Genomic DNA, 26,593 nt, shown 5'->3' on the forward strand with positions numbered 1-26,593 from the left:
GCCCTTGTGGCGCATAGTCAGGATTTCCCACCAGTTGCCAAGGGCCATGCGCGTTTGCACGATACGGCAAGCCGCAATGGGACGCCCGATGACAAGACCGCACATGCGCCCTTTGCAGGCGTCCGACGGATCGGATTGGCGCCGACTATGGGCCGGCCCGGCAGCTTTGCGACCGGATCGCACGGGTCATCCCGTTCATCCGTTGCAACCGGGCGCCTTGATCCCTACTGCACCCGATCGCACAACGCCCGCAGATGCGCGGGCATCTGCCGCGCGCCGACCTCGGCTTCGCGGACCAGAAAATCGAAGTGCTGGCTGATCGTCTCGATCCTGGCGCTGTCGCGGAAGGCAAGGTAGTGGCGGCCAAGGTAGATCACCGCCAAGAGCGGCCCGAAGATGGTGATCGGGGCGGAAAACAGCTTGCGCGCGTCGAACAGGCACAGCCTTAGCGACGGATACAGCTGATCGCACAGCGCAATCAGATGGTGCAATTGCGCCAGTCGCACCTCGGCCGAGATGCCCTCATAATAGCCCGAGGCCGTGGCAAAGGCCGTCAGCTCGTGCATCGGCAGGGCGATCTCGTAATCCGACCCCGCGCCGCGCATCCATTGCAGCCGGTCCTCGAAGGCGCCGATGGCCTGTTCCGCCGTGCGGCCCAGCTGCGGCTCGTATTCCCATTCGACCATCGCCCGGGTCTTCAGCATGTCGGGCAGGGTCGCGGGAACATGGCGAATCTTGTAGCCCGCCGCCTCCTGATGCCAGCCGAAGATGCGTTCGTCGATCAGGGCGCGCGGGGCTTCGGTCAGCGACAGCGAGGCGGCCAAGAGATCGGCGATGGATTCGGGCCGCCCGGACAGACCCAGCAACCAGTCAGCGCTGATCCCCAGAGCCCGCGCGCAATCGGCCGCAAGCTGGGCATTCGGCAGCCGCGTGCCGTCGTGCAGCAGGGCGGAAATCGTCGAGCGGTCCACCCCGCACTCTCGCGCGAGGGCGGACTGGCTGACCTTGCGCAGGGCCATCGCTTCGGCCAGGCGCTGCCGGAACATCTGCGCACGGTCACGCTTGTCGACTTTATCCATCATTCGATGATTTTCCGAAACCCCTGCTGGTCTTGGTTTACAATATCCCGAATTCCCGACAGAGCGTGGACTTGCTACCGTCACGCGAAAGTTACCTGCACTGGAACCCATCTTGCAGACCGAAGTCCGGGCCGTCGAATGGCCTACCTTGATCGTGTTCGCCGCAACCTACGCCCTCTGGGTGCTTGCAACCACCGTCCTGTGGAGCCTCTCTCCCACCCTGGCCATCCTCGCCGCCGCGCTGGCCATCGGCCAGTATTCCTCGCTGACGCACGAGGTCCTGCACGGCCACCCGTTCCGGTCGCAACGGCTGTCCGAAGCCCTGGTCTTCCCCGGACTGACCGTCTTCGTCCCCTACCTGCGCTTCAAGGACCTGCACCTGCAGCACCACTTCGACCCTGCGCTGACCGACCCCTATGACGACCCGGAGTCGAACTACCTCGACCCCGCAGTCTGGGCGCGGCTGCCTGCTCCCGCCAAAGCGCTCTTGCGGTTCAACAACACATTGTTCGGCCGGATGCTGATCGGCCCCGCGATCTCGACCTGGGCGCTGGCAAAGGGCGATCTGGCCGCGATGGGCAAGGGCGACCGGCGCGTCTGGCTGGCCTGGGCACTGCACCTGCCAGGGCTGGCTCTGGTCTGGGCCTGGCTGGAATGGGTTGGCACGATGCCGGGTTGGGCCTATGTGCTCGCCGCCTATCTGGGCTGGAGCCTTCTGAAAATCCGCACCTACCTGGAACATCGCGCGCATGAGGCGGCACGGGCGCGGACCGTGGTGATCGAAAGTCAGGGACCTCTCAGCCTTCTGTTCCTGAACAACAATTACCACGTCGTGCATCACATGCATCCGGGCGTGGCGTGGTACAAGCTGCCCGCTCTCTATTTCGGGAACCGGGAACATTACCTGCGCCGCAACGACGGCTACGTCTACCGCAGCTATGTCCCGATCTTCCGTCAGTTCCTCTTCCGCGCCAAGGACCCGGTGCCGCATCCGATCTTTCCGGTCGACAAGGGCGGCGCGCTAGACCAGCCGGCGGAACTGCGGGGTGGTGCCGGAGTTGTCGAAGAACGGCACGCCGGGCTGATCGTGGCCCGTCACTAAAGCCGCGACCTCGGCCAGCACCACCTCGGTGATGAAGGGCAGGTCCAGCGCGCGCGCCTCCGGCAGGGGCAGCCAGCGCAGATGCTGAAGCTCGCCCGAGGCCAGGGTGAAATCCTCGCGGTTGTCGTCCAGGCTGTCGGCATGGGCCAGAAGGAACCGCGCGTCGAACCGGCGCGTGCGGCCCGGCGGCGTGATCGCGCGGAAGACAAAGCGCAGCGACGGATGCTCCATCCCGGCAAGGTTCAGCCCCGTCTCCTCGGTCAGCTCGCGCAGCGCGGTGGCAACCAGCGTTTCCGGCGCCGGCGCGTCGGGCGGGACCATCAGCCTCAGGCGGCGGGCGCAGTCCGGGGAAATAAAGCCGGTGCGTCCCGCAGCCTCATCCTCGGGGTCGACACGACCGCCGGGAAAGACGAACTTCGACGGCATGAACACCGCCCCCTCGCCGCGCTGACCCATCAGCACCTGCGGGCCGTCGGGACTTTCCCGCCACAGGACGACCGTTGCAGCCGCGCGGATCGGTTCAGTCATGCGGTTCGGCACCGAAGCCGTGCATCCGATTCGCCCATTGCAGCGCCACCAATGCCCCCTTGAGGCGCGGCAGCAGATACAGCGACAGCGCGACCGTGCCGATGGTGAACCCCACGGCCAGCACCAGCGGCTCGGGGCGGAACTTGGTGTAGGTGAACAGCAGGATCGGCGCCAGAAGATGGCCGACGATCAGGATCGTCAGATAGGCCGGCCCGTCATCGGCGCGGTGGTGGTGCAACTCCTCGCCGCAGACCGGGCAGGTGTCGCGCACCTTGAGATAGCCGCGCATCATCGGCCCTGCCCCGCAATTCGGGCAGCGCCGACGCCAGCCGCGCAGGACGGCGGGTTTCCACGGGCGGTCTTCAAGGGCGGGCGTGGTGTCGGTCATGGCCATCGATCTGTCCTGCGCGTCAATCGCATTTTCAAGAGTCGTTCTTAGCGGCTGGACCGGCATTTTCACAGGGGAAAGCCCCCCCTGTGCCCAGATGTCGCAAAATCCCGCGACGGAAGTTGCGGGCCCCGCCGTGTGATTGTGCAGAAGGGTCGCAGCAGCGCCCCGGGAAACAGGAGATGAACCGATGACTGCACCGAAAAAGACCGCTGTCGCCGTGCTGGCCCTGATGGGCGCCGTTCTGGGCTCGGCAGCCCTTGCTGACCGCGGCATGGGCATGGGCATGGGCATGGGCGGCGAAGGCCGTGGCGCCATGCTGATGGACCGCTTCGACGAGATCGACGCCGACAAGAACGGCAAGATCACGCAAGAGGAACTGGCCGCCCACCGCGCCGCCGAATTTGCCGCAGCCGACACCAACGGCGACGGCGCGCTCAGCGCCGAAGAGCTTCAGGCGAAGATGCTGGCCGAAATGCTGGCCCGCCACAGCGCCCGGATGATCGAGAACATGGACAACGACGGCAACGGCAGCCTGTCGGCCGACGAGATGGGCAAAGGCCCGATGGCCGAGAACTTCGCCCGGATCGACACCGACAACGACGGGGCGATCTCGAAGGACGAAGCCAAGGCCGCCGCCGAAAAGGTCGGCAAGCGCAAGGAAGGCCGCCGCCACATGATGGGCCAGGACGACAACTGACGCTTTGCGCCAAGGGGGCGGCAGGGTAGACCAGACGCAGGATGACGATGGCCTTTGACGCAGGCGGTGACCCCTCGGATGAGGCGCTGATGGTGCTCTATGCCAATGGAGACCGTCACGCGGCGCTGGCCTTGACCCAGCGCATCACCCCGCGCGTCCTGGCCTATGCGTCGCGGCTTTTGTCCGGGGACCGGGCCGAGGCCGAGGACGTGGCGCAGGAAACCATGCTGCGGCTCTGGAAGGTCGCCCCCCAGTGGCGGCAGGGCGAAACCAGGGTGACGACCTGGTCCTACCGGGTCGCCACCAACCTCTGCATCGACCGCCAGCGCGCCCGGGTCCGCAAGCGGCTGGTGGCGCTGGACGATGCCCCCGAGACGGCCGATGCCGCACCCCGGGCCGAGGATCGGTTGCAGGAGTCCGGCCGGATGGCCGCGCTGGAGGCCGCTCTGGCCGAACTGCCCGACCGGCAACGGCAGGCGGTGGTGCTGCGGCATCTGGAAGGAATGACGAACCCCGAGATCGCCGCGATCATGGAGATCGGGGTCGAGGCGGTGGAAAGCCTGACGGCTCGCGGCAAGCGAGCGCTGTCGGCACTCTTGGCGGGCCGGAAAGCGGCCCTTGGATATGAGGATGACGGTCATGCAGGATGATGACCTCGACCGGCTTCTGGCGCAGGCGGCCCGGACGGCGCCCCAGCCGTCGGATGCGCTGATGCAGCGCGTTCTGGCCGATGCGCTGGCCCTGCAGCCGCAGGCTGCGGCGCTGCGACCTCCGGCCCCGCCGGCCCGCGCCGGTCTTCTGACCCGGCTGATCGGTGCCATCGGCGGCGGCCCCGCGCTGGCCGGGCTGGGCACGGCAGCGGTCTTCGGCATTGTGCTGGGCTATCTCAGCCCCTCCACTCTGGATCTGTTCACCGGAGCCTCGACCGATGTGGCAGACTTCTTCCCCGACGCCGACTTCCTGACGACCGAAGGCTGACACAGATGACCGACCCGGAAAGCCAGACCCCGCCTCCCGCACCGCCCGCCGCCCCGGAGCCGCCAGCGGCCTCCGGCCCGAGCCCGTCGCGCTGGCTGAAGCCTGCGCTGATCGTTTCGGTCGCGCTGAACCTCGCGGTGGCCGGGCTGGTCCTTGGCGCCTGGCTTCGCGACGGCCCGCACGGCGGAATGCCGCGCGACATCTCCTTCGGTCCCTTCAGCGACGCGCTCAACGATCAGGACCGCCGCGCCCTGCGCAAGGACCTGATGGAGCGGGCGGGCGAGTTCCGGTCCTCGCGCAAGGCGACCCAAGCCGAATTCCGGGAGCTGCTGACTGCCCTGCGCGCCGATCCCTTCGATCCCGCCGCGGTGAAATCGGCGCTGGCCGCGATCGAGACGCGGAATGTCGAACGCCTGCAACTCGGCCGCAGCCTGATCGAGACCCGCCTGATCGAGATGTCGCCCGAAGATCGCAAGGCCTTCGCCGACCGGCTGGAACGTGGCCTGCGCCGCCGCCCGAAGGACTGATCGCCCCCCCCGGGACGCCCGACCTTTTGCGCCCTCAGGCAGCGCTCAGCCGGAAAGTCACCTGGTTCCGCCCGGCCCCCTTGGACTCCAGCAGCGCGATGTCGGCCTGTTCCACCAGACCGTCCACCCCGAAACTGTCCTTCCCCGCCGTCCCCGCCACTGCCACACCGATCGACACGGTGACGCGCAGCTCTTCGCCCGAGCCGAGGCGGATCGGTTCGTCATCCATCACCCGGCACAGCCGTTCGGCCACCCGCCGCGCCGTCGCCATGCCGGTGCGGGGCAGGATGGCCAGAAACTCCTCGCCGCCGATCCGGGCCAGGATATCGGTGTCGCGCAGGTTGACCGTCAGGCGACGCGCCACCTCGACCAGGACCTGATCCCCGGCGGCATGGCCATGGAGGTCGTTCACCTCCTTGAACCGGTCGAGATCCATCACCATCACCGCAAAGGGCGACCCTTCCGCCCGCGCCCGGTCAGCGACCAGGGCCAGCTGCGGCACCGCAAAGCGGCGATTGTAGAGCCCTGTCAGCGGATCGCGCATCGCCAGCCGCAGCCCGTCCTGCATCCGGGCGCGCAGCTGGTCGAAATGCCGCTTGCGCCGCAACAGCCCCCGGGTCCGCAGCACGAGTTCCTCGGCCGTTACCCCGGGCCCGACCGCATCATCCGCCCCCAGGTCGAAGGCCATCGCCGCCTCATCCCCCGCCCCCGCCGGACCCACGACACAGACCGCCGCATGTCGCGTCGCCTGATGGCTTTTCAGCTCGGACAGCAGGCGCAGGGTGGACGACGGATTGCGCCCGTCGTCCTGCAGCACAAAGACCTCGGGCATGACCGGGCAGCCCCGCCCGGCCGTCAGTTCGGCCAGGGCCTCGCGCCGGGACAACACCACCAGCCGGTCGCGCAGCTGCCCCGCCAGCGCATCGCGCAACCCCTCGCCCGGCATGTGCGGCGGGGTGACGAGCGCAATGGTCCCCTGCGGCTCGAACCCGGCGGGCGCCTCGGCAAGCCCTGGCAGCGCCAGCGTGTCCGGGGCCGGGAAATCGCTTTCCGCCTTCAGCCGCAGCAGGTTGCGCAGCCGCGCCAGCAACACCCTTTCATTCGCGGGATGGTCCATCACGTCATCGGCCCCGGCGGCAAAGGCCGCCAGACGTTCCGCCGCCCCGCCGTTTGCGGTCAGCGCGATCACCGGCATGTCGCGGCAGGCCGGGTTCCGCCGCAGCCTCTGCAACACCTCGAGCCCCGAGATGTCGGGCAGACCCAGGTCCAGCAGGATGAGATCGGGCCGCTCTCGCTGCGCGATGTCCAGGCAGGAGGCGCCGTCCGCGGCAAGCACCGACTCGTAGAAGGCAGCGGCCAGCCGCGCCTGCTGCACGATCCGGTTGCCCGCGATATCGTCAACGATGAGAATCCGTGCGCTCATCTTCCACTGCCGTCTTGTTCATCGCCCTGATGCAGGACAGTCTGACGCCAAGAAGGTTAACAATTCCTTTCACTCGGTCGTCTGATCCGGAATTCGTGACCCGGTGACGCGGAAACGCCCCGAAAAGCGGGGCCGGACCGGCGGGGAGGGAGGAGCTCATGCTTGGAAAGGTCGCAGGATGACGCCAGAGGCAGCCCAGGTTCTGGCCTTGCAGGCCCTTGGATGGATCGCCGCGCAGGACGATATCTTTCCGGCCTTCCTGACCGCGACCGGAGCCGGCCTGTCCGATCTCCGCTCGCGAGCTGCCGAGCCCGACTTCCAGGTCGCCGTTCTCGATTTCCTCGTGCAGGATGACAGGTGGGTGGTTGCATTCTGCGACAGCCACGGCCATCCCTACACCGCCCCACAGGCCGCGCGAATGGCCTTGCCGGGGGGCGCCGAGACCCACTGGACCTGACCGCTTGCCCGGGATGCAGCTGACATGATCGACGGACTGTTGTTCGACAAGGACGGAACCCTGTTCGACTTCCGGGACAGCTGGGGGCGGTGGGCGCAGGGATTCCTGACGCAGATCGCCCGCGACGCGGCCCATGCGGCACGGCTGGGACAGGCCATCGGCTTTGATCCCGCCACGGGAACCTTTGCCCCGGACAGCCCGGTGATCGCCGCGACCGCCGCCGACATCGCAGCGGCCCTGGCCGCCGAACTGCCGGGCACAAGCGTCGCCGAACTGACCGACCGGATCGACGCCAGCGCCGCTCAGGCACCGATGTCCCAGGCCGTGCCGCTCTTGCCGCTGATGTCCGCCCTGCGCGCGCGGGGCCTGCGCCTTGGGGTGGCGACCAACGATTCCGAAGTGCCCGCCCGCCAGCATCTGGCGACCCACGGCATCACCGACTGCTTCGATTTCATCGCAGGCTACGATTCCGGCTATGGCGCCAAGCCCGGCCCCGGCATGTGCCTTGCCTTCGCGCGCCAGCTTGGCCTCGACCCCGCCCGCGTCGCCATGGTCGGGGACAGCCGCCACGATCTTGAGGCAGGCCGCGCCGCCGGGATGCGGACCGTCGCCGTGCTGACCGGGATCGCCAGGCGGGACGAGCTCTCGCCCCATGCCGACGTCGTGCTGGACGATATCGGAGCGCTTCCGGACTGGATTTCCAGCCTTCCCGGCTGACCTTGTGCGGCCACATGCGAAATGCGACGCAATTTTGTCGCTAACGCGGTAACGCCCGACGCGCCGCTTCCGCATCTTCGGACATGCACAACGGAGATGCAACGATGACCGATGAACCAGTCCGCAGGAAGCGTGCCGGGGGCCGGGCCGGGATGAAGGTCCGCGCGGGGACCTCGGTGATCGACCAGATGCCCTGGCGGATCCCGGTGAACCCGGATGCCCCGGTCGAGCCGCTGGATGCCGAGGGGGTGCAACGGATCCACCGCACCGCGATGCGCATTCTGCGCGACATCGGGATCGAGTTCCTGAACCCGGACGCGGTGGAGCACCTGCGGAAGGCGGGCTGCATCGTGAACGGGACCAACGTCCGCATGGACGAGGATTTCGTGATGGAGATGGTGGGTCGGGCGCCGGAAACCTTCACGATCACGCCCCGGAACCCGGACCACGAGCTTGTCATGGGCGGCAAGCACATGCTGTTCGTGAACGTGTCCTCTCCGCCGAACGCCTGGGACATGGAACGCGGCAAGCGGTCGGGCGACTTCGAGACGTTCAAGGAATTCATGAAGCTGACGCAGTATTTCAACTGCATCCACATCGCGGGCGGCTACCCGGTAGAGCCGGTGGATATCCATGCGTCCGTCCGGCATCTGGATTGCCTGTATGAAAAGCTGACTCTGACGGACAAGGTCGTCCACGCCTACAGCCTTGGGGCGGAGCGGGTCGAGGACGTGATGGAGATGGTCCGCATCGCGGGCGGGCTGACGGAGCACGAGTTCCAGGCAAAGCCGCGGATGTACACCAACATCAACTCGGTCTCGCCCCTGAAGCACGACTATCCGATGCTGGACGGCGCGATGCGGATGGCGAAACGGGGGCAGCCGGTGGTGGTGACGCCGTTCACGCTGGCCGGGGCGATGGCGCCGGTCACGATGTCGGGGGCGGTGGCGCTGTCGATTGCCGAGGCCTTGGCGGCGGTGGCTCTGCTGGAATACATCGCGCCGGGCTGTCCGGTGGCGATCGGGACCTTCACGTCGAACGTGGACATGAAATCGGGGGCTCCGGCCTTCGGCACCCCGGAATACATGCGGGCGACGCAGATGACGGGGCAGCTGGTGCGGTTCTATGGCGTGCCGCTGCGGGCCTCCGGAGTCTGCGCGGCGAACGTACCGGACGGGCAGGCGATGTGGGAGACGTCGAACAGCCTCTGGTCGGCGGTGCAGAGCCGGACCAACATGGTCTATCACGCCGCGGGCTGGCTGGAGGGCGGGCTGATCGCGAGCCCCGAAAAGTTCGTCATGGACTGCGAGGTCCTGCAGATGATCCAGCGGTATTTCGAGGAGGCGACCTGGGCCACGCGGGACGAGGACCTTGCCTTCGACGCGATCCGGGAGGTCGGCGCGGGGGGGCATTACTTCGGCATCCAGCACACGCAGGACCGCTATCAGCAGGCCTTCTACCAGCCCTTCGTGTCGGACTGGCGGAACTATGAGGCGTGGCAGGCGGACGGGTCGGTCTGGACGGTGGAACGGGCGCACCGGATCTACAAGCAGATCCTGGCAGAGTTCGAGGCGCCCGAGATGAACGGGGACCAACTGGAGGAGCTGCAACGGTTCGTCGCCCGGCGGAAAGAGGAGGGCGGGGCGCCGACCGACTTCTGAGGTGCGCCGCGCGCGGACACTTCTGCGATCCATTTGGAATCAATGGGTTGGTTTCGGGCGTTCAGGATTTCTTAACCTCTGGGGTGGTGGGTCGGCCTGCGCCGAAAGGGCGCAGAACGACCCGCCCTACGCGCGATGCGCCCGGGTCCCGGAAGGTGTTCCCGGGAGCGGCGGTTGCGAAATCGAGCGCCCGCGGCGCAAGCCTTTGTCTCGCCTCCGGGCCTGTGGCCCAACCGGCTCGGGCCGCAACAGTCCGGCGTGACCCCGTGGCGCGGGAATGGGGCGCCTCCGGCGGGAGTATTTGGAAAAAGGGCAAATGGGACGGAAAGGCCGCAGGGATCGGGCGGCGAACGGGAGAGCCTTGATCCGGTCGCAAACTTCGGCCAGCCCGTCGGTGAAGCCCTGTTCGAGGGCCTTTGCCCGCGCAGCGGCGGCGGCGGGGCGGGCGGTGCCCGGGATGCGGGTCTCGATCAGGCCCGCGTCCTGAAGCCGCATCAGGTGGCGGCCGATCGCGGGCCGACTGATCGGGACGCGATGGGCGAAGCCTGGGCCGGATAGCCCCGTTCACCGGGCCGTGCCTTGACCTTTCGGGCCCTGTCGCTCAGGTTGCCGCGCACTCAACGGGCCCGGAAAGGGCGGAAGGCAGATGGCACAGAGCACGGCGCCCTTTTCGGGCTTTGAATTCATGATCGCCTGGCGCTACCTGCGCGCGCGCCGCGCCGAGGGCGGGGTCAGCGTGATGACCTGGATTTCCCTGATCGGCATCACGCTGGCGGTCTTTGCGCTGATCCTGACGCTGGCGGTGCGGGCCGGGTTCCGGGCCGAGTTCGTGGATACGATCCTGGGGGCCAACGCGCATGTGACGGTCTATTCCTCGGGCGTGGTGGGCGAGGACGGGCAGCTGATCCGGGGGTTCACCCAGCCCGAAGCCATGGCGGCGGCGATTGCCAAGGTGCCGGGGGTGACGCGGGCCGCGCCGCTCATCAAGGGCAAGCTGATGGTGTCGGACGGCGAGGACACCACGGGGGCCGAGGTCTATGGCATGAGCCCCGAAGATTTCGCCGCAATCCCCCGGATCGGGGCCGGGTCGGGGGCGATCGGCGATCTGGCGCGTTACCCGGAGGGGATTGCGCTGGGGTCGGGCATTGCGCGAGAGCTGGGGGTGACGGTGGGCGACCGGGTGCGGCTGATCTCGCCCTCGGGCGTCAGGACCGCGATGGGGACGACGCCGCGCGTCAATGCCTACGAGGTGGTCTATATCTTCACCGCCGGGCGCTATGACATCGACACGACGCGGATCTACATGCCCTTCATCGAGGCGCAGTCCTTCTTCAACAAGGAAGGCCGGGCGGACGAGATCGAGGTGATGGTGGAAAACCCCGATGCCATCGAAAGCTATGGCGATGCGATCCTGAAGGCGGCGGGGCCGGCGGCGATGCTGTGGACCTGGAAGGACAGTTCGGGGGCCTTTCTGCGCGCGCTGGACATCGAGGACAACGTGATGTTCGTGATCCTGTCGGTGCTGGTGCTGATCGCGGCGATGAACATCGTCTCGGGCCTCATCATGCTGGTGAAGAACAAGGGGCGCGACATCGGCATCCTGCGGACGATGGGGCTGACGGAAGGCAGCGTGCTGCGGGTGTTCTTCATCTGCGGGGCGTTCACCGGGGTGATCGGGACCGTGGCCGGGGTGATCCTGGGCTGCGTGACGGCGCTGAACATCGACCAGATCATGTCGGCCATCAACTGGCTGAACGGGGCGGAGGTCTGGGACCCCTCGATCCGCGGCATCTATTCCCTGCCCGCGAAGTTGCAGGCGGGCGATGTGCTGTCGGCGGTGGCGCTGTCGCTGGGTCTGTCGTTCATCGTCACGCTGTTCCCGGCCCGGCGCGCGGCGCGGATGAACCCGGTGGAGGCGCTGCGCTATGAGTGAGATGCTGGCGCTGGAGGGGGTGGAGAAGGGCTACAACCGTGGCAAGCCGTCCGAGGTGATCGTGCTGCGCGGGGCATCGCTGACGGTGGCGCGGGGCGAGGTGGTGGCGCTGGTGGCGCCTTCGGGCGCGGGGAAATCGACGCTGTTGCACATCGCGGGGCTTCTGGACACGCCGGATGCGGGTGCGGTCCGGCTGGACGGGCGCGCGATGGGCGGGCTGTCCGACAAGGCCCGGACCGAGGCGCGGCGGGCAGAGGTGGGGTTCATCTACCAGTTCCACCATCTGCTGCCCGAGTTTTCCGCGCTGGAGAACGTGGTGATCCCGCAACTGGCCAATGGCGTGGCGAAGGCTACGGCCGAGGCGCGGGCGCGGGAGTTGCTGGAGAAGGTCGGCGTCGGCGCGCGGGCGGGGCATCGCCCGGCGGCGCTGTCGGGGGGCGAGCAGCAGCGGGTGGCCTTCTGCCGGGCGCTGGCCAATGCGCCGAAGCTGCTGCTGGCGGATGAGCCGACGGGGAACCTGGACCCGGCGACCTCGGATCAGGTGTTCGGGGTGCTGATGGAACTGGTGCGGGCGACGGGGCTTTCGGCGCTGATCGCCACGCACAACCTGGAGCTGGCCGCGCGGATGGACCGCATCGTGCGGCTGTCGGGCGGCCGGGTGACATAGATCAAGGCGACGGCAGGCAAAGTCCTGTCCTATCGGGAAAAAGGGGGCCCAAGATGCGCCTGTTCTGGATCGTTCTGCCGCTTGCGCTGGCCGGTTGCGTCGACCGCAAGCCGCCCACGGGGGCAGAGGACTTTGCCACCTTCTGCGCGGCCTGCCACGGCATGGGTGGGCGCGGCGATGGCGAGGCGGCGGCTGGCCTTGACCGCAAGCCCGCCGATCTGACGCGGCTGTCGGCGCGGAACCGGGGCGTGTTCCCCGGCACCCGGGTCATGGCCAAGATCTGGGGTTATACCGGGGTCAAGCCCGGTCACTCAGCCGAAGGCTCGCCGATGCCTCAGTTCGGGCCGCTTCTGCAAGGCGAGCTCGTCCCCTATGACGGCGGCGACGGGATCGCCACGCCGACGCCGGTCCGGCTGGTCCAGCTGGCCGAGCATCTGCGGCGGTTGCAGCAGTAGCGCCGTGCCGGGTCAGAACGCGGCCAGCGCTGCGGTCCGGTAGCCGTTGAAATCGAAGATCTCGCGCGCGGCGGTCAGCCGGTCGGCGGGGATCGCGCCTCGGTCCAGGATGAAGCCGAAGCGGCCAGAGGGCGTGCCGATCGCCAGCGTGCGATAGCCGCTGTCCACCCAGAGCACCCACCACTCTTCGCCCGCGACCGTCAGACGGCCCGGCCCGCTGGGCACGGCGAGGCCCGAGACCTTGCGCAGGCCCCCGGCAAGGCAGAGGCTGCCCTCCAGCCGCAGCCCCCCCGCTTCGGGCGTGATTTCAAGGCCCCCTGCCCCGCAACTGGCGCCCTCGGGCTGGAAGGCGGCGACCTGGCGCCAGGTTCCGGCGGTCTGGGCGGGCTGGAAGGCGGCGGCGGACCAGATCGGTGCGTCGGCGGCGCGGAAGCCGGTCGCGGCGGGCGGTTTCGCCGCGCAAGCGGCAAGGATCAGCACCAGCGCAAGGATCACTCGAGACACAGGGTCACCCGTGCGCCGTTGTCCTGCAGGATCTCGTTGCAGCCATACATCGGCTTGAACGGCGCGCAGGTGCGTGAGCGGGCGAGGCAGACGCTGTCGCACTGGCTTTCCCTTTCGCAGCGCTTGCCCGCGTCCCGGGTCTGGCGGACGCAGGCGCGCTTGTCGCCCTTGCCGACCTTGAACCAGTTGCCACCCTTCTTTTCGCAGGCCAGCTGCATTTCCGACTTCGGCGTCACCGGCGTTTCGGCCAGATCGGGTCTGGGTGCCGGTTCGGTGGCGGGCGTGGCCGTGGCCGTTGCCGCGGGCGCGCCGGCCCCGGCCGCATCGGCTGGCATGGCAGCAGGGGTTGCCGAGGCAGGCGCGGCGGCCGGCGTGGGCTGCGGGACGGCAGTGCCCGGACCGGCAGGCTTGGTCGCGGCACCGGGCGCCGGTGCGGCGGCGGCCGACGGGTCATCCAGTGCGGAGACCTCGATCGGGTTGCCAGCGACCGCGTTCGGCGTCACGTCATCCTTCGGCCCGGCCGGATCCCGCAGCCCCCCGGTCTGACAGGCGGACAACAGGGTGGCGGCGCAAAGGGCCAGAACGGCAAGGGACGGACTGCGGGGCATAGGGCTCTCCGGTTCGCGCCAACACCTGCCTTGAACGCCCGCGCGCCGCAAGTCCCGTCAATAGGGCCAGGGGTGCGCCCGGTGGGTTTCCGCGATCTCGTCCAGCACCTCTGACGACAATGTGACCGAAGCCGCGCCGATGTTGGTCCGAAGCTGCTCCAGCGTCGTGGCCCCGATGATCGGGATCGTGGGGAAGGGCCGCGTCCGGCAGAAGGCGATGGCCATCTGGCAGGGGTCGAGCCCGTGCCGCGCCGCGATCCCCAGATAGGCCGCCACCGCCGGAAAGACCCGGGGCGTGATCCGGCCCGAGAGGTCCGGGTTCAGGCTGCGGCGCGAGCCTTCGGGGATCACGTCGCCCGCATATTTCCCCGACAGAAGCCCCGTGGCCAGGGGCGAGAAAGCCAAGAGCGGCATGTCCTCGACGATGGACAGTTCGGCCCAGTCGGTGTCGAACTGGCGGCAGAGCAGGCTGTATTCGTTCTGCACCGTGGCCATGCGCGGCAGGCCCAGCGTATCGGCCAGATGCAGCCAGCGCGCCGCCCCCCAGACGGTTTCGTTCGACAGGCCGAAGGCGCGCACCTTGCCTTCGGCCACCAGCGCCTGCGCCGTGGTCAGGAAATCGGTCATCTGCGCCGTCTCCACCCCCTTGTCGATGCCTTTGGGCGCATAGGTCCAGGACTGACGGAAGTGATAGCTGCCCCGGTTCGGCCAGTGCAGCTGGTAAAGGTCGATGTAATCGGTCTGCAACCGCCGCAGGCTGGCCTCGCAGGCCGCGCGCAGCGTGGCGCCGGTCGTGGGCTCTCCCGGCCGCAGGATCGGGCCCTTGCCCGCGACCTTGGTGGCCAGGACGATCCGGTCGCGCCCGCCGCGCGCGGCAAGCCAGGTGCCGATGATCTCTTCCGTCCGGCCCGCGGTTTCGGCGCGCACCGGGTTCACCGGATACATCTCGGCCGTGTCCCAGAAGGTCACGCCGTGATCCAGCGCGAGGTCCATCTGCGCATGGCCCTCGGCTTCCGTGTTCTGCGTGCCCCAGGTCATCGTGCCAAGGCACAGTTCGGAAACGGTGAGGCCGGTCTTGCCAAGCGGCAGCATCTGCATGGGAAACTCCTTCTGTCGGGCCAAGGCTAGGACGGTTCGGTGACAGGTCAAAGACCCGCGCTTGAGAACATTGTGCGAACACGCTAGCTTTTCCACATGAGTCTGCCAATCCACCACCACGGGGCCAGCCAGCCCAGCGACCTTTGCCCGCTGGCGGGCGACCTGTCCCTGCGCCGGGGCCGGGTGCATGAGTTCTGCGGGCCCTCGCGGATCATGCTGGCCGCGCGCATCATGGCGCGGACCGAGGGGCCGGTGGTCTGGATCCGCCCCGGCTGGGTGGCCGAACGGCTGAATGCGGCGGGGCTGCAACCGCTGGCCGATCCCGCGCGGCTGATCCTGGTGCAGGCGGGCCGGGACGAGGGGCTTCTGTGGGCGGCGGAAGAGGCGCTGCGGTCCGGTGCAGCACCCCTGGTGGTGGCCGAACTGCTGGCGCCCCCCGCGCTGACCCCGACCCGCCGCCTGCATCTGGCCGCCGAGGCCGGGGCCGAGGCCGCCCGCCGCGACGGTGCGCCCGCGCCGCTGGGGCTGATCCTGCTGCCGGGACAGGGCGGCGCGCAGGGGATCGAAAGCCGCTGGCATCTGGCCCCCGCCCCCAGCCGGTCGCTTCTGTGGTCCGAGGAGGAGAGTTTCGTCCTCACCCGGCTGCGCGCGCGACTCGAGCCTCCGGCCAGCTGGTCCCTGCGCTGCGACCCTTCGGGCGCGCGGCTGGAGCCCCGCCCCCTGGCCGAGGTCTGACCGGCGCGACCCGGCGCCGCGACAGGCCGCACGGCAGCTTGATTTGGCGGGGCAGGCCTCTGGTGCTAAACCTGCCACAAGCACCGGAGGGACCGCCATGCGCCGCCTTGCACTCGCCGCCCTTCTGGCCCTTGGCCTTGCCCAGACGGCCCTGGCCGGGACGGTCGCCTACAAGATGGATGCCGCCAATTCGACCGTCGCCTTCGAGACCGATTTCGGCCCCGACCGGATCACCGGCGCGTTCCCGCTGGAAAAGGCCGATCTGCGGCTCGACTTCGCCAATGTCAGGAACTGCACGGTGGACGTGGCGCTGGACGTGACCGGGGCGACGGCCAGCTTTCCCTTTGCCGCGCAGGCGCTGAAGGGCCCCAAGGTGCTTGCCGCGAAACAGTATCCCCGGATGACCTTCACCTCGACCTCGGTCAGGGGCGCAGGCGACGCGGCCGAGGTCACGGGCAACCTGACCATCCGCGGCGTGACCCGGGTCGTGACGCTGAGGGCGCAGCTTTTCCGCCCCAGGGGCAGCGCGCCGGATGCGCTGGACCATCTGACCGTGAAGCTTTCGGGCCGCGTCAACCGCTCCGACTTCGGCGCGACCGGCTGGTCCGACATGGTGGGGGATGAGGTGTGCATCCTCATCACCGCGCGCATCGACGCCCAGGGCTGACATGCTGCGGAACGGCCCTTCGGAGTTCGGCCTTGTCACCCGGGTGATCCACTGGGGGATGATGCTGCTGGTCATCGGCCAGCTGGCCCTTGGCCTGCGCATCGCCGATCTGGAACCGGGGCTCGCGAATCTCTGGCTTTACGGGCTGCACAAGACCCTTGGCTTCGGCATCCTCGCCCTGATCGTCCTGCGCATCGGCTGGCACCTTGTCAGCCCGCCGCCACCGCCCATGGGCCCGCGCAACGCGGCCTTCTGGGCTGCCCGCGCCGCGCATTGGGCGATCTACGTCCTTCTCATCGCCATTCCGCTGACCGGCTGGGCGGGCAGTTCCGCCACCGGGATCGACGTGATGATCGCCGACCGCTGGACCGTCCCGCCGCTGGTCGAGGCCTCCGAAGAGGCCGAGGCCTTCTGGTTCCGCCTGCACGACATCCTGACCAAGCTGCTGATGGCCCTGGTCACGATCCACATGCTGGGTGCCTTCAAGCGCGAGATGGAGGGCGACGGCACCCTGACCCGGATGATCCGGGGCCGCGCCCGCTAGCCCTTTCCCCACGCTTGGGCTAATCAGGCGCCGGACTCACCCGGAAGGCGCAGACATGGCACGCATCCTCATCACCTCGGCCATTCCCTACATCAACGGCATCAAGCATCTGGGCAACCTCGTGGGCAGCCAGTTGCCCGCCGACCTGTTCGCCCGGTTCAACCGCGCGATGGGGCATGAGGTGATGTTCATCTGCGCCACCGACGAACACGGCACGCCCGCGGAACTGGCCGCTGCCAAGGCCAACAAGCCGGTGGAAGAGTACTGCGCCGAGATGCACGAGGTGCAGAAGAAGCTGGCCGAAGGCTTCCGGCTGTCCTTCGACCATTTCGGGCGGTCCTCCAGCCAGCGGAACCACCGGCTGACCCAGCATTTCGCGGGCAAACTCGCCGAAAACGGCCTGATCGCGGAAGTGGTGGAAAAGCAGGTCTTTTCCATCGACGACAACCGCTTTCTGCCAGACCGCTACATCACCGGCACCTGCCCGAACTGCGGCTACGAGGCCGCGCGCGGCGACCAGTGCGAGAACTGCACGAAACAGCTTGACCCGACCGATCTCATCAACCCCCGGTCATCCATCAGCGGCAGCACGAACCTCGAGGTGCGCGAGACGAAGCACCTCTACCTGAAACAGCGCGCGCTGAAGGACAAGCTGGAGGCCTGGATCGATTCGAAGACCGACTGGCCGATCCTGACCACCTCGATCGCGAAGAAATGGCTGAACGACGGCGACGGCTTGCAGGACCGGGGCATCACCCGCGACCTGTACTGGGGCATCCCGGTCAAGAAGGGCGACCAGCCCTGGCCGGGGATGGAGGGCAAGGTCTTCTACGTCTGGTTCGACGCGCCCATCGAATACATCGCCGCCACCGCCGAATGGGCCGATGCGCATGGCCTGGACGATGCCGCGTGGGAGCGCTGGTGGCGCACCGACAAGGGTGCTGCGGACGTGACCTATTATCAGTTCATGGGCAAGGACAACGTGCCCTTCCACACCCTGTCCTTCCCCGCAACGATCCTTGGGTCGGGCGAGCCGTGGAAGCTGGTCGATTACCTCAAGTCCTTCAACTACCTCAACTATGACGGCGGCCAGTTTTCCACCTCGCAGGGGCGCGGTGTGTTCATGGATCAGGCGCTCTCGATCCTGCCGGCCGACTACTGGCGCTGGTGGCTGCTGAGCCACGCCCCGGAATCCAGCGACAGCGAGTTCACCTGGGAAAACTTCCAGACCAGCGTGAACAAGGATCTGGCCGATGTGCTGGGCAACCTCGTCAGCCGTGTGACCAAGTTCGCGGTGTCGAAGTTCGGCAACGAGGTTCCCGCAGGCGGCAGCTTCGGCCCGCTGGAGACGGCGCTGATCGCCGATCTTGGCGCGCGGATCACCGATTACACCCGCTTCATGGAGCAGATGGAGGTCCGCAAGGCCGCCGCCGAGCTGCGGGCGATCTGGGTCATCGGCAACGAATACCTGCAATCGGCCGCGCCCTGGTCGGTGGTCAAGACCGACCCCGAGCAGGCCCAGGCCATCGTCCGCCTCGCACTGAACCTGATCCGGGTCTATGCGATCCTGTCCGCGCCGTTCATCCCCGATGCCGCCGCCACGATGATGCAGGCCATGGGGTCGGACGACTGGACCTGGCCCACCGACATCCCGGCCGCGATGCGGACCCTGCCGGCGGGGCACGGGTTCACCGTGCCCGAGAACCTGTTCCGCAAGATCACCGACGAGGAACGCGCCGACTGGCAGGCCCGCTTTTCCGGCATCCGCAGCTGACCTCTCGCTGCACGGCAGAACAGATTTCGTGTGCACATGCAGAAACCGCCCTCTGACGGGCGGTTTTTCGCTGATTCCGGCAACCCAAGGAACAAAATTCTGCCGAGCTTGAAAACTTGGGGATCAGAACCACACGCAGAGGTGGTATCTTCTGACCATCGAGACCGAGTCGCTGCCACATCTGGCCCGGTTCCGACCCGCCGCCCGACTGTCTGCCCAGTCAAGGAGAGCCGAGATGACACAAGTTCTGCCCAGGCGAAGCCGTCCTGCCGGAAACTATGCCGCCGTTGCCCTGTTCCTTGCCGTGTATGTGGGTGTTCTGGTCTTCGTCTTCGCACCCAAGGACATCTTCGCCGTCCAGTCGCCGACGGCGCTTTTGCAGACCGACTGACCCGTCAGATGATCGCAGCCTCGACCATGGCCTGACCGGCGGCGATCCGGTCGAAGTGGAAGGGGCGCATGTCCAGGCTGCGATAGCCGCCATGCAGGATCCATTCCGCCGTCGCCCGCCCCATCGCGGGGGCCTGTTGCAGCCCGTGGCCTGAAAAGCCGTTCAGGAACAGGAAATTGCCGATGTCCGGGTGCGGCCCGGTGATCGCGTTCTGGTCCAGCAGGTTGTAGTCGTACTGTCCGGCCCATTCGTTCACGACCTTCACCGCCTCGAAGGCGGGGATGCGGGTGGCGATGGCGGGCCAGATCTTGTCCAGCCAGATGTCGGGGTCCATGGCGAAGTCGTTGGGGTCGGCTGCCGGGTCCACATCGGCATGGCCGCCGGCCATGTAGGTCCCGCCGCCGACCTCGCGCACATAGACGCCGGTGGGGTCGATGGTCAGCGGCAGGGGCCGGTCCAGCGGCCGTTCTGCCTGGATCACCCAGTTGTAACGCTTGCGCGGCTCGATCGGGATACCGATCCCCGCCATCGCCGCGACCCTGGCCGCGCGCGTGCCCGCGGCATTGACGACCATGCCGCAGCCGATGCGCCGCCCCGAGGCAAGCCTCACCCCGGTCACGCGATTGCCCGACAGGTCCAGCCCAGCGACTTCGTCGGCCAGATACTCCACCCCCGCCTCGCGCGCCTTGCGGCGGAACCAGTCGAACACGGTGTAGCCGTCGAAATAGCCCTCGTCCTTCGTGTTCAGGCTGCCCAGCAGGATGTCGTCCAGCCGGTAGAAGGGGTATTCGGCGGCGATCTCCTCCGCCGACAAGAGCCGCGTCCCCGCCCCCGCCGCCGCCTGCACCGCCTGATTGGCGCGCAGGACATCGGCGAAGCCCTCGGTATCGGCCAGGTAAAGGTAGCCGAAGTTCTGGATCTTCAGCGCAGGGATGCGGTCGTCCCCGCCCATCCGGGCGCGCAGGGACTGCACGAAATCGGCGCCGAACTGCGAGATGCGGATGTTCAGCTCGGTGGAAAACTGCTGGCGGATGCAGGAGAAACTCAGCGCGGTGGCGGCCTTTTCATAGGAGGGGTCGCGTTCCACCACCAGAACCCGGCCCGGAAAGCCCATCTGCGTCAGCCACCAGGCCGTGGAAGACCCCATGATCGCCCCGCCGATGATGACCACGTCATAGCTGTCCCGCGCCGGTTCCGTCCGAAAGCCCTGCATGTCCGCCGCCCCTGTTCCCTGCGCACCGATCTATCGCAGCGCGAAGGGGCGGTAAATGCGGCGCATTCAGCCCTGCGCAGGTGGAATGTCCACCGAATGCAGCCAGGGCTTGATGTCCAGAAGCGGCGTGCCGTCGTAAGCGTCCAGCGCATCGACCTCCAGCACACCGGCGCCTGCGTCCAGCGCCAGAAGCCGCACCACCCCCACCGCGATCGGGTTCGGGCGACTGGGCGCACGCAGGGCAAAGACGCCGGTCGGCGCCTCGCGGTGGCTGGGGTGCAGCACGATCATGTCGCGCCGCGCCGCCCCGGTCCAGTAGAGCAGGATCACCGGCTGCCCCGGTTGCAGACCGTCCAGACCGGGCCGGAATGGCGGATCGACCTCGACCCGGAACGACCCGCCCTGCTCGCGCGCCTCACGCAGGTTCTTCGGGCAGTTGCCGCGCGACCAGGGGCTGCGCAGGCGGCCGATAAAGCGCAACCGGGCGTCGTCGGCCACCCGCGCCGGGTCGAAACTCAACGCCACCTCGCCCCGGCGCGCGGGAGTGTCGGCGGGATCATGCTCCATGCCGCAACCTTTCGGACCGGCCCGGAACATCCCGGGCCGCTCCAGTCCTGACAGAGGCGCCTGCGCCCCGCAATCCGCTTCGCTCAGCCGCCGGTGCCGTGGCCCATCTTGGAATGGTCCATCGCGCCGTGGCCCTGGCCCTGGCCCATCGGCGCGTCGATCTGGAATTCGACCTCGACCCGGCCGGCACGCTCGAAGATCAGCACGGCCTTGTGCATCTCGCCCTCGGTCAGCGGGCCCTTCAGCCCCATGAACATGACGTGATAGCCGCCGCGTTCCAGATTGACCGTCTGGCCCGGCGGGATCTCGATGAAATCGACATGCTCCATTGTGCCGACGCCGTTCGCATCGACCTTGCTTTCATGCACCTCGGATTGCATCGCGATATCGCTTTCGACCCCGATCAGCCGGTCGGGCTCGGAGCCGTTGTTCACGATCGCCATGAAGCCGCCGGCCGCCTTGGCGCTGGCCGCAGGCTGCGGGATGTAGGGGTGGATGATCTGAAGATCGCCCACGGTGACCTCGTGCGCCAGCGCGGGGCCCGACAGGAAAACGGCGGCCAGCAGGGCCAGGATACGGGACATGAGAGAGACTCCTTTCACAGGTTGATCGGGAAAATGCCCCCCTCGGGCCAGTGCCAAGGGGGGCCAGGTGTTGGCCCGAACGGGACGTGGGACGCCTCCCACCATGCGGGCCACGGGAAACATCAGCTGACCAGCCGCTTCAGCGGCGGGACAGCAGAGAGGATCACGAGGTCAAGCACGATGACGGCCAGCAGCGTCAGGCCCAGCATCGGGAAGTGCCAGCGCCAGACGGCGAAATACAGCCGGTTGGGGGTTTGGGTTTCGGTGGACACGGGATTGCCTCCGGTTCGCGTGGGGATGGACAGGCCCGGGGGGGGCCTGTGCTGCGGCACGGAAACGGCGGCGTCGGATCGGGAAGAAGGGCGCCGCCGTCAGGCGACGGGCGGGCCTTGCGGGCGGTGGGCCGGCCCTTGCGCCCGGGCCAGCGCGCGGGTTTCGCGCGGGGCGATGACGGCGGCGTGGAAGGCGAGGTCAAGGTCGATCAGGGGCTGGGCGGTGGGCGGCAGGTCGGCCGCGCCGGTGATATGGCAGGCCAGGCAATCCGCGCCGCCATGCGCCGCGCCGCCCGGATCGCTGCCGCAGATGTCGCCAAGGCTGATCCCCGTGGCGAGCGCAAAGGCCAGCGCCTCGTCCTGCGCTGCGTCCTGCGGCACGGGCATGCGGTGCGCAAAGCCGGTCGCAACCAGCGCAAGCGTCACCAGCGCGAACAGCGCCATCCGGTGCAGGCGAAGGATCCCCGTGATCGTCATGCGTCCCGAATGGCGCAACTTGCGGCGCGCGTCAACGGTGCCTGTCGGGGGCGGACTGCGGCGAAACGGCCCGGCTTGCGTCCCCGGCGGGAATGGCGGAAGACTGCGCGGGCCCCCGCCCCATGCCCGGAGCCGTCATGTCCGCCCCCGTTCCCGTCTTCGACGGCCACAACGACCTTGTCCTGAAGCTCGCCGCCGCCGGTGCCGCGCGCGAGCGGCTCTGGTTGCAGGGCGAGGGGGCCGGGCACCTGGACCTGCCGCGGATGCAGGCCGCCGGATTTGCCGGAGGTTTCTTCGCGGTCTACATCCCCTCGCCCGAAACCGCCGACGTCGCCTCTTATCACACGCTGATGGACAACCCGCCCTACGACGTGCCGCTTCCCGCGCTGATCGACCACGTCAGCGCCCAGCCGGTGGCAGTGGAAATGCTCGGCCATCTCCTGTGGATGGAGCGCGCCGCCGAAGGCCGCTTCCGCTGGTGCCGCAGCGCCGCCGGGATCCGTGCCGCGATGGCCGAGGGCGTCGTCGCCGGGGTCCTGCATTTCGAGGGCGCCGAGCCCATCGGCCCCGACCTCGACGCGCTGCACCTCTTTCACGCGATGGGGCTGCGGTCGCTCGGCCCGGTGTGGAGCCGCCCGACGATCTTCGGCCACGGGGTTCCGTTCCGCTTTCCGTCCACCGGCGACACCGGGCCCGGCCTGACCGACCTTGGCAAGGCGCTGGTCCGCGAATGCAATGCGCTGAAGATCATGATCGACCTCTCCCACATGACCGAGGCCGGGTTCTGGGACGTGGCGCGCCTTTCCGACGCCCCGCTGGTGGCCACCCATTCCAACGCCCATGCCGTCACCCCCTCCAGCCGCAACCTGTCGGACCGCCAGTTGCAGGCCATCGGCGAGAGCGGCGGCATGGTCGGCCTGAACTTCGCCACCTGCTTCCTGCGCCCCGACGGTCGGGAAAGCCCCGAGATGACGCTCGACCCGGTCAAGCGCCACATCGAGCACATGCTGAAGCTGGCGGGCGAAGATCACGTCGGCCTCGGCTCGGACTACGATGGTGCCACGACGCCCAGGGACATCGGCGGGGCCGAAGGCCTGCCGGTCCTGATCGCCGCGATGCGCGAGATGGGCCTTGGGGACGCGCTGATCGACAAGATCGCCCATGGCAACTGGCTGAGGCTGCTGGAACGGACCTGGGGCGGCTGAAGCCCCGGTCGCCGCTGACGTCGTCGCCCTGCGGCGCGACGCCGAAGGCGCCCGGGGAGGCTTACCTCAACGCCTCCCGCAACCCCTCGGCCAGGTCGACAAAACGGTCGGACAAGGGATTGGACCGCCGCCAGACCAGCCCGATCGTCCGGCCCGGCCGAGGCTCGTTCAGCCGGTGCAGCACCACCGGGGCCGAGCGGCTTTCCACCGCCGCCGCCATCTCGGGGATCAGCGTCACCCCGATCCCTGCCCCTACCATCTGCACCAGCGTGGACAGGGACGAGCCCTCCATCAGCTCGCCCGTCGGACCCTGCGGCAGCTTGCAGGCCGCAATCGCCTGGTCGCGGAAACAATGCCCCTCCTCCAGCAAGAGCAGCGGAGCCGCGGGCAGATCGACCAGCGGCGGCACCGGCAGGTCCCGCGCGCTTTCGTGGCGCACCAGAAGGAACTCCTCGTCCAGAAGCGGATGTTCGACCAGCGCCGGCTCGGACACGGGCAGCGCCACAAGCGCGAGGTCCAGCCGCCCCTCGTGCAGGTCGCGCAAGAGCTTGGGCGTCACCGCCTCGCGCGGGCGGAGGTCGAGACCCGGAAACCGCCCCGACAGATCCCGCATGACCCGGGGCAAAAGATAGGGCGCCACCGTCGGGATCACCCCCAGCCGCAGCCGCCCCGACAAGGGCCCGCCCGAGGCGCGCGCCAGCGCCTCCAGTTCGTCCACCGCGCGCAAGACATCCCGCGCCCGCAGCGCGAAGTCCGCGCCCAGCGCCGTCAGGCCGATCTGGCGCGGCCCCCGTTCGACCAGCGGCGCGCCGAGGATCTCTTCCAGCTCCTTCACCTGCAACGACAGCGCCGGTTGCGAGATCGACGACGCCTCGGCCGCGCGCCCGAAATGCCGGTGCCGGGCCAGGGCCTCGAAATAGCGCAGGTGTTTCAGCGTCAGCTTGCTCATAAGCGATAACTATCACCACCATTGGAAAATGAAAATTCCATTTATCAAGCTGGAATGATACGATCCTGTCATCGCCCGATCGGACATTCGGTCAACCTTCTGCACAAGAGGGCAACTGCCCCTGTCCGCAGGGCATCCGCAAGCCAGACGAGGAGAGCAAGATGGACGGCAATGACGTAGGACGGTCGGGCAAGTGCCCGGTCATGCATGGCGCGATCACGAGGACCGACACCTCGGTCATGGACTGGTGGCCGAAGTCGCTGAACCTCGACATCCTGCACCAGCATGACACCAAGGTGCAGCCCCTGAAGGGCTTCAACTACCGCGAGGAAGTGAAGAAGCTGGACTTCGAGGCGCTGAAGCGTGACCTGATCGCGCTGATGACCGACAGCCAGGACTGGTGGCCGGCCGACTGGGGCCATTACGGCGGCCTCTTCATCCGCATGTCCTGGCACGCCGCCGGGACCTACCGCATGGCCGACGGCCGGGGCGGGGCGGGCACCGGCAACCACCGCTTTGCGCCGCTGAACTCCTGGCCCGACAACGCCAACCTCGACAAGGCGCGTCGCCTTCTGTGGCCGATCAAGAAGAAATACGGCAACCGCCTGTCCTGGGCCGACCTGATGGTGCTGGCCGGGACCGTGGCCTACGAATCCATGGGCCTCAAGACCTTCGGCTTCGGCTTCGGGCGCGAGGACATCTGGCATCCCGAAAAGGACACCTGGTGGGGGTCGGAAAAGGAATGGCTGACCGACCAGCGCTATCCGACCAAGGAAGACCGCACCAGCCTGGAAAACCCGCTGGCCGCCGTGGTCATGGGCCTGATCTATGTGAACCCGCAAGGGGTTGACGGCCAGCCCGACCCGCTGAAGACCGCGATGGACGTGCGCGAGACCTTCGCCCGCATGGCGATGAACGACGAGGAAACCGTCGCCCTGACCGCAGGCGGCCACACGGTCGGCAAGGCGCATGGCAACAACAACCCGGCCCTGATCGGCCCCGAGCCGGAAGCTGCCCCTCTGGAAGAGGCGGGCCTTGGCTGGAACGTCCACGCCGCCCGCTCGATCGGGCGCGACACGATCACCTCGGGGCTGGAAGGCGCCTGGACGACCCATCCGACGAAATGGGACGGCGGCTATTTCCACCTGCTCTTGAACTACGACTGGGAACTGGTGAAATCTCCCGCCGGGGCCTGGCAGTGGCAGCCGATCAACATCAGGCCCGAGGACATGCCGGTCGATGTGGAAGACCCCACGATCCGTCGGATGCCGATGATGACGGACGCCGACATGGCGATGAAGATGGACCCGATCTACCGCGAGATCAGCGAGCGGTTTGCCAGGGATCATGCGGCTTTCAGCGACGCCTTCGCCCGCGCCTGGTTCAAGCTGACCCACCGCGACATGGGGCCGAAGGTCCGCTACCTGGGCCCCTGGGTGCCGCAGGAAGACCTGATCTGGCAGGACCCGGTGCCTCAGGGCCCGACCGGCTGGAACGTGGACGCCGTGAAGGCGAAGATCGCCGCCTCGGGCCTGTCGATCAGCGACATGGTGGCCACCGCCTGGGATTCGGCCCGCACCTTCCGCGGCTCGGACAACCGGGGCGGGGCGAACGGGGCCCGCATCCGTCTGGCGCCGCAGAAGGACTGGGAAGGCAACGAGCCCGCCCGCCTGGCGCGTGTCCTGTCGGTGCTGGAACCCATCGCGGCGGAAGCCGGGGCCTCGGTCGCCGATGTGATCGTGCTGGCGGGCAACGTCGGCGTCGAGCAGGCCGCGAAGGCGGCAGGGGTTGACGTGACCGTCCCCTTCCATCCGGGCCGCGGCGACGCGACGGCGGAACAGACCGACGCCGACAGCTTCAGCGTGCTTGAGCCGCTGGCCGACGGGTTCCGCAACTGGATGAAGAAGGACTATGCGGTGACGGCCGAGGAGCTGATGCTCGACCGCGCGCAGCTGATGGGCCTGACCGCGCCCGAGATGACCGTTCTGGTCGGCGGGATGCGGGTCCTGGGCACCAACCATGGCGGGACGCGCCACGGGGTATTCACCGACCGCGTGGGCGCGCTGACCACCGACTTCTTCACCGGCCTGACCGACATGGCCTGCAAATGGGTGCCGAAGGGGACGAACCTGTATGAACTGACCGACCGCAAGACGGGTGCCGTGAAGTGGACGGCGACGCGGGCGGATCTGGTGTTCGGCTCCAACTCCATCCTGCGGGCCTATGCCGAGGTCTATGCCCAGGACGACGCCCACGAGAAATTCGTGCACGATTTCGTCGCCGCCTGGACCAAGGTGATGGAGGCCGACCGCTTCGACCTGCGCGCCTGAGCGGTCTGATAGCCAAGAAAACGGCCCGGCTGCCAAGCCGGGCCGTTTTCAATTGAACCT

General features: G+C 68.1%; 31 protein-coding genes. 18 read left to right on the forward strand and 13 right to left on the reverse strand.

Going from position 1 to position 26,593, the window contains the following annotated elements; translation table 11 throughout:
* Positions 1 to 224 precede the first annotated feature (224 nt).
* Positions 225 to 1,082, reverse strand: a complete 858-nt coding sequence (locus tag D5084_RS03795; protein ID WP_128514183.1) for a helix-turn-helix domain-containing protein — start codon at positions 1,080 to 1,082, stop codon at positions 225 to 227.
* A 145-nt stretch (positions 1,083 to 1,227) separates the two neighbouring features.
* On the opposite strand from D5084_RS03795, the gene D5084_RS03800 reads away from it, so the two are divergent.
* Positions 1,228 to 2,181, forward strand: coding sequence for a fatty acid desaturase (locus tag D5084_RS03800; protein ID WP_238382511.1), 954 nt, complete (start codon positions 1,228 to 1,230; stop codon positions 2,179 to 2,181).
* Here the strand turns inward: D5084_RS03800 and D5084_RS03805 are convergent.
* Positions 2,101 to 2,709, reverse strand: a complete 609-nt coding sequence (locus D5084_RS03805; RefSeq protein ID WP_128514185.1) for an NUDIX hydrolase — start codon at positions 2,707 to 2,709, stop codon at positions 2,101 to 2,103. The genes D5084_RS03800 and D5084_RS03805 overlap by 81 nt on opposite strands.
* Positions 2,702 to 3,097, reverse strand: coding sequence for a DUF983 domain-containing protein (locus D5084_RS03810; protein ID WP_128514300.1), 396 nt, complete (start codon positions 3,095 to 3,097; stop codon positions 2,702 to 2,704). Before D5084_RS03810 ends, D5084_RS03805 begins: the two co-directional genes overlap by 8 nt.
* Positions 3,098 to 3,287: 190 nt before the next feature.
* Here D5084_RS03810 and D5084_RS03815 point away from each other — a divergent pair, with 190 nt between their 5' ends.
* The 4 genes from D5084_RS03815 to D5084_RS03830 are packed head-to-tail and all read left to right on the forward strand — an operon-like array spanning position 3,288 to position 5,302.
* Complete coding sequence (locus D5084_RS03815) at positions 3,288 to 3,797, forward strand: EF-hand domain-containing protein (protein ID WP_128514186.1); 510 nt, start codon at positions 3,288 to 3,290, stop codon at positions 3,795 to 3,797.
* A 41-nt stretch (positions 3,798 to 3,838) separates the two neighbouring features.
* Entirely contained in the window at positions 3,839 to 4,447 is a 609-nt protein-coding gene (locus tag D5084_RS03820) for an RNA polymerase sigma factor (RefSeq protein WP_128514187.1), read from the forward strand.
* Positions 4,437 to 4,775, forward strand: a complete 339-nt coding sequence (locus tag D5084_RS03825; RefSeq protein ID WP_128514188.1) for a dihydroorotate dehydrogenase — start codon at positions 4,437 to 4,439, stop codon at positions 4,773 to 4,775. Before D5084_RS03820 ends, D5084_RS03825 begins: the two co-directional genes overlap by 11 nt.
* 5 nt (positions 4,776 to 4,780) lie before the next feature.
* Entirely contained in the window at positions 4,781 to 5,302 is a 522-nt protein-coding gene (locus tag D5084_RS03830) for a periplasmic heavy metal sensor (protein WP_128514189.1), read from the forward strand.
* 34 nt (positions 5,303 to 5,336) lie between these two features.
* Here the strand turns inward: D5084_RS03830 and D5084_RS03835 are convergent, their stop codons facing one another.
* Entirely contained in the window at positions 5,337 to 6,725 is a 1,389-nt protein-coding gene (locus tag D5084_RS03835; protein WP_128514190.1) for a diguanylate cyclase, read from the reverse strand.
* A gap of 178 nt (positions 6,726 to 6,903) precedes the next feature.
* Here D5084_RS03835 and D5084_RS03840 point away from each other — a divergent pair, with 178 nt between their 5' ends.
* From D5084_RS03840 to D5084_RS03865, 6 genes are all read left to right on the forward strand, one after another.
* On the forward strand, positions 6,904 to 7,182 hold the full coding sequence (locus tag D5084_RS03840; RefSeq protein ID WP_128514191.1) for a DUF3572 domain-containing protein: 279 nt from the start codon (positions 6,904 to 6,906) through the stop codon (positions 7,180 to 7,182).
* A gap of 24 nt (positions 7,183 to 7,206) precedes the next feature.
* A complete protein-coding gene (locus D5084_RS03845) occupies positions 7,207 to 7,899 on the forward strand; it encodes an HAD family hydrolase (RefSeq protein ID WP_128514192.1) in 693 nt (230 codons plus the stop codon).
* 104 nt (positions 7,900 to 8,003) lie between these two features.
* Positions 8,004 to 9,560, forward strand: a complete 1,557-nt coding sequence (locus D5084_RS03850) for a trimethylamine methyltransferase family protein (RefSeq protein WP_128514193.1) — start codon at positions 8,004 to 8,006, stop codon at positions 9,558 to 9,560.
* 646 nt (positions 9,561 to 10,206) lie between these two features.
* Complete coding sequence (locus D5084_RS03855; protein WP_128514194.1) at positions 10,207 to 11,493, forward strand: lipoprotein-releasing ABC transporter permease subunit; 1,287 nt, start codon at positions 10,207 to 10,209, stop codon at positions 11,491 to 11,493.
* Positions 11,486 to 12,160 carry an ABC transporter ATP-binding protein gene (locus D5084_RS03860; RefSeq protein ID WP_128514195.1) on the forward strand — a complete coding sequence of 225 codons (675 nt, stop codon included), beginning with the start codon at positions 11,486 to 11,488 and terminating at the stop codon, positions 12,158 to 12,160. Before D5084_RS03855 ends, D5084_RS03860 begins: the two co-directional genes overlap by 8 nt.
* 53 nt (positions 12,161 to 12,213) lie before the next feature.
* Positions 12,214 to 12,615, forward strand: coding sequence for a c-type cytochrome (locus D5084_RS03865; RefSeq protein ID WP_128514196.1), 402 nt, complete (start codon positions 12,214 to 12,216; stop codon positions 12,613 to 12,615).
* A 12-nt stretch (positions 12,616 to 12,627) separates the two neighbouring features.
* Here D5084_RS03865 and D5084_RS03870 read toward each other — a convergent pair whose 3' ends face one another.
* From D5084_RS03870 to D5084_RS03880, 3 genes are read right to left on the reverse strand one after another with little or no spacing between them, the layout of a single operon-like run.
* Positions 12,628 to 13,110, reverse strand: a complete 483-nt coding sequence (locus D5084_RS03870; protein ID WP_238382513.1) for a lipocalin/fatty acid-binding family protein — start codon at positions 13,108 to 13,110, stop codon at positions 12,628 to 12,630.
* A complete protein-coding gene (locus D5084_RS03875; RefSeq protein ID WP_128514198.1) occupies positions 13,107 to 13,727 on the reverse strand; it encodes a hypothetical protein in 621 nt (206 codons plus the stop codon). Before D5084_RS03875 ends, D5084_RS03870 begins: the two co-directional genes overlap by 4 nt.
* Positions 13,728 to 13,784: 57 nt before the next feature.
* Positions 13,785 to 14,825 carry an aldo/keto reductase gene (locus D5084_RS03880; RefSeq protein ID WP_128514199.1) on the reverse strand — a complete coding sequence of 347 codons (1,041 nt, stop codon included), beginning with the start codon at positions 14,823 to 14,825 and terminating at the stop codon, positions 13,785 to 13,787.
* 96 nt (positions 14,826 to 14,921) lie between these two features.
* On the opposite strand from D5084_RS03880, the gene D5084_RS03885 reads away from it, so the two are divergent.
* From D5084_RS03885 to D5084_RS18250, 5 genes are all read left to right on the forward strand, one after another.
* On the forward strand, positions 14,922 to 15,560 hold the full coding sequence (locus tag D5084_RS03885; RefSeq protein WP_128514200.1) for an ImuA family protein: 639 nt from the start codon (positions 14,922 to 14,924) through the stop codon (positions 15,558 to 15,560).
* A 97-nt stretch (positions 15,561 to 15,657) separates the two neighbouring features.
* The gene (locus D5084_RS03890; protein ID WP_128514201.1) at positions 15,658 to 16,227 is read left to right on the forward strand and encodes a YceI family protein; all 570 of its coding nucleotides are present in this window, start codon (positions 15,658 to 15,660) and stop codon (positions 16,225 to 16,227) included.
* A 1-nt stretch (position 16,228) separates the two neighbouring features.
* Entirely contained in the window at positions 16,229 to 16,771 is a 543-nt protein-coding gene (locus D5084_RS03895; RefSeq protein WP_162302372.1) for a cytochrome b, read from the forward strand.
* 55 nt (positions 16,772 to 16,826) lie between these two features.
* Positions 16,827 to 18,545 (forward strand): methionine--tRNA ligase, encoded by a 1,719-nt coding sequence (metG, locus tag D5084_RS03900; RefSeq protein WP_128514203.1) that lies wholly within the window; start codon positions 16,827 to 16,829, stop codon positions 18,543 to 18,545.
* A gap of 235 nt (positions 18,546 to 18,780) precedes the next feature.
* The gene (locus tag D5084_RS18250) at positions 18,781 to 18,936 is read left to right on the forward strand and encodes a hypothetical protein (RefSeq protein WP_155523094.1); all 156 of its coding nucleotides are present in this window, start codon (positions 18,781 to 18,783) and stop codon (positions 18,934 to 18,936) included.
* 4 nt (positions 18,937 to 18,940) lie between these two features.
* Here D5084_RS18250 and D5084_RS03905 read toward each other — a convergent pair whose 3' ends face one another.
* From D5084_RS03905 to D5084_RS03920, 5 genes are all read right to left on the reverse strand, one after another.
* On the reverse strand, positions 18,941 to 20,149 hold the full coding sequence (locus D5084_RS03905) for an NAD(P)/FAD-dependent oxidoreductase (protein ID WP_128514204.1): 1,209 nt from the start codon (positions 20,147 to 20,149) through the stop codon (positions 18,941 to 18,943).
* Positions 20,150 to 20,215: 66 nt separating this feature from the next.
* Complete coding sequence (locus tag D5084_RS03910) at positions 20,216 to 20,716, reverse strand: SAM-dependent methyltransferase (protein ID WP_128514205.1); 501 nt, start codon at positions 20,714 to 20,716, stop codon at positions 20,216 to 20,218.
* Positions 20,717 to 20,799: 83 nt separating this feature from the next.
* Entirely contained in the window at positions 20,800 to 21,300 is a 501-nt protein-coding gene (locus tag D5084_RS03915; protein WP_128514206.1) for a copper chaperone PCu(A)C, read from the reverse strand.
* A 122-nt stretch (positions 21,301 to 21,422) separates the two neighbouring features.
* On the reverse strand, positions 21,423 to 21,572 hold the full coding sequence (locus D5084_RS18255; protein ID WP_155523095.1) for a hypothetical protein: 150 nt from the start codon (positions 21,570 to 21,572) through the stop codon (positions 21,423 to 21,425).
* Positions 21,573 to 21,671: 99 nt separating this feature from the next.
* Complete coding sequence (locus D5084_RS03920; RefSeq protein ID WP_128514207.1) at positions 21,672 to 22,049, reverse strand: hypothetical protein; 378 nt, start codon at positions 22,047 to 22,049, stop codon at positions 21,672 to 21,674.
* A gap of 137 nt (positions 22,050 to 22,186) precedes the next feature.
* Here D5084_RS03920 and D5084_RS03925 point away from each other — a divergent pair, with 137 nt between their 5' ends.
* The gene (locus D5084_RS03925; RefSeq protein ID WP_128514208.1) at positions 22,187 to 23,254 is read left to right on the forward strand and encodes a dipeptidase; all 1,068 of its coding nucleotides are present in this window, start codon (positions 22,187 to 22,189) and stop codon (positions 23,252 to 23,254) included.
* Positions 23,255 to 23,315: 61 nt separating this feature from the next.
* Here the strand turns inward: D5084_RS03925 and D5084_RS03930 are convergent, their stop codons facing one another.
* Entirely contained in the window at positions 23,316 to 24,203 is an 888-nt protein-coding gene (locus D5084_RS03930) for a hydrogen peroxide-inducible genes activator (protein WP_128514209.1), read from the reverse strand.
* 161 nt (positions 24,204 to 24,364) lie between these two features.
* On the opposite strand from D5084_RS03930, the gene katG reads away from it, so the two are divergent.
* On the forward strand, positions 24,365 to 26,533 hold the full coding sequence (gene katG, locus D5084_RS03935) for a catalase/peroxidase HPI (protein WP_128514210.1): 2,169 nt from the start codon (positions 24,365 to 24,367) through the stop codon (positions 26,531 to 26,533).
* Positions 26,534 to 26,593: the final 60 nt, after the last annotated feature.

It is taken from the genome of Tabrizicola thermarum (assembly GCF_003574395.1).
GTDB classification, from domain to species: Bacteria; Pseudomonadota; Alphaproteobacteria; order Rhodobacterales; family Rhodobacteraceae; genus Tabrizicola; species Tabrizicola thermarum.